Here is a 2,507-nt window from a genome sequence, read left to right as displayed (position 1 = left end):
TCCATCTATTAAGGATGACCCTTTGTTGCAGGATAACCAGGCTCAACCTGTATTAGTTCTGGGACTAGGTAATATTCTGATACAGGATGAAGGTATAGGCGTGCGGGTAGTTGAGCAATTACAGCGTGATTATGAGTTTCCCGCAGAAGTAGAAGTGATGGATGGCGGAACGGCGGGCATGGCCTTATACGAACACATTGTAGGTCGTAGTCACGTGATTGTCGTTGATGCGGTAAAAACGGGACGTGCACCCGGAACTTTGGTCAAGCTGGACAATGAAGATGTTCCGGCATTCTTTCGTAACAAAGTATCACCGCATCAGATGGCATTGTCCGATATTCTGGCAGCACTAAAAGTAGGTGGTGAACAACTGCCGGAAATGGTTGTGGTAGGCATTGAGCCAGTAATCCTGGGTACGGGGCTTGAAATGTCCGAAGAGGTCTCAGGTAAATTAGGAGCACTGGTCGACAAAACCCTTGAATGTTTACGGGAGCGAGGTATTGAAGCTGTGCCTGTTACTCGCCACTAAGATTGGTTAACGAGGATTTAATCATGAGATGTAAAAGATGCAAATACTATACTCAGCTGATGCTGTTAGTGGGCACGATGACCATGGCGACGCCCTTGTCATCCCATGAGCTTGGTCATGGCGCTCAGGATACTGGTAGTACTATTTATGCTATGTGGCACAACGCTGTACACGCGCTACACTCTTGCGCTTCTCAGTTTTCTGCCGGTTACCTGGTATTCCTGGTCAGCCTGTTAGCGGTTCTGGCTTATATTGCCTTCAGGGTGAAGCGCTCAGATCGCGTATTACCGACATAGTTTTTCAATTAAGATGTGGCATGGGTTGTGTTTGTAGCGCTTGAGACTACAGGCGCTACAAATACTACGGAACTCGAATGCTATAACTGTAAGCAACAACAATAGACAGCAGCTACATTGGGAGCGGAAAATGAACGACATAGTCGACAACCTCGTCAGGCGTTTTCAACAAATCGGTGATGAACGTGTTTCTGGCTTACCCATCTATAATGATGCGCTCAACGTAGAAGCAGTCGATTTTCAAACTTGTGAGGGCGGATTGATTGGAGTGCTGGTTACTCCCTGGTTTATGAATATCATGTTGTTGCCTGAATATACCAGTCCTTACCAGTCGCAGGAGCTGGGAGAAAAAGTAAAATACCAGCTGGAATCCGGCGAACATGAATTTGTGATTGGCGAAGATGAAGAAGTGGGGCGCTACCTGTTTCGCACCGTAACTTCACCGACGCATTGTTATAAAAAACAAATTGCCGCAATCAATAACGGTAAAAAGGCACTCAAGGCTTTACTATCACCACCAGAGCAGGAAGAAAAACCATTACCCGCCAATACTCAACAAGTGGAATTTACAGCCAAATCTTCTGAAGACAAACCAGATAGCGGACGACGCGAATTTTTACGCAGTTTCGTTTCATCATAATGCGCATTCATTGATGCGACATTCTTCGAATAACTGATTTACAGAGTAGTTACGCACCGTAACGACAAAGTATTGTTAAACAACGCATCTATAAAACCCCTCGTAAAGCAGCTATTCACCTGTTGTTCTTTTTTAAATAGTTTTGTTACATCAGGACCTTAATCCAGCCGCTGCCAACATTTGCTAATCTTGATATACTGCGGAAAATTGACGGGCAGAAGATTGGTAGCAAGAATAGCGTCGTTTCATTGAATGATCTATTTAAAGTCAATCTGACTCACAGGTCGATTAGATGCTAACTAATAGGGTTAATCTCAGTTTCTGTAAATCATGACTCAGATGAAAATTAGCGGTGATATCGCGAAAATAGAATATAGCCTGAAAGGCGGATTTCGGGTTGTTAGTTACGTGTTTATCCTCCTGTTTATACTCGGTTACATAGCTGGAAGTATTGATATGTTTGTAGCTATACCAGGAATTGTCATATTCGGAGGTATAAATACCTATCGCGTCGAAAGCGTGATAAATCGTAGAACCCGGCAAATCGATCATTTGATGAAAGTATTTGGTCTGCCTTTCGTGAATACCTTTAATATAGATGATGTAAAATTAGTTTCGCTTATGCATCGAGGCAACTCTCACTCGCCCTCCTACCCTGTTCTTTGGCTGCGTCAAGAAGACGGTAAAAAATATAAAGTTGGGGAATTTCCAGGTCACGATGACGCAGAACTCGTTCGCGATATCCTGGACTTTTGCAAAATTCGGTTCGATGGCTATGAATATTAGTTTAATTGAGTAAATCGACAGGAACTCAAATAGACTGAAAATGCGCGAAATAATTTTTATCGCTATATAGCAACCGCTGCAAGGAAATAGCCTTGCGTATTTAAGCAGTTATTGAAGATTTAGTATGGCAAAAATCAGAAAGTGCCCAAAATGCGGCTACCGCCCAAAACAAGAAGACAGGTACACAAATGAACGGTGTAGCGCATGCGGATGGTATTATTCCTATCACAATAATCGTCGTTCAGGAATAAAAGCC

At 43.3% G+C, this 2,507-nt stretch carries 4 protein-coding genes; all 4 read left to right on the top strand.

Going from position 1 to position 2,507, the window contains the following annotated elements; translation table 11 throughout:
- A partial coding sequence (locus tag ACWVCM_RS16020) for a HyaD/HybD family hydrogenase maturation endopeptidase (RefSeq protein WP_455202774.1) occupies window positions 1-529 on the top strand: 529 nt, incomplete at its 5' end.
- Between the two features lie 23 nt (window positions 530-552).
- Window positions 553-825, top strand: a complete 273-nt coding sequence (locus tag ACWVCM_RS16015; protein ID WP_455202773.1) for a hypothetical protein — start codon at window positions 553-555, stop codon at window positions 823-825.
- A gap of 130 nt (window positions 826-955) precedes the next feature.
- The gene (hybE, locus tag ACWVCM_RS16010; protein WP_455202772.1) at window positions 956-1,465 is read left to right on the top strand and encodes a [NiFe]-hydrogenase assembly chaperone HybE; all 510 of its coding nucleotides are present in this window, start codon (window positions 956-958) and stop codon (window positions 1,463-1,465) included.
- Between the two features lie 330 nt (window positions 1,466-1,795).
- Window positions 1,796-2,251, top strand: coding sequence for a hypothetical protein (locus ACWVCM_RS16005; protein WP_455202771.1), 456 nt, complete (start codon window positions 1,796-1,798; stop codon window positions 2,249-2,251).
- Window positions 2,252-2,507 lie beyond the last annotated feature (256 nt).

It is taken from the genome of Kaarinaea lacus (assembly GCF_975902315.1).
Note: the sequence above shows the minus strand (reverse complement) of the source record. Positions and strands in the feature narration are given on the sequence as shown.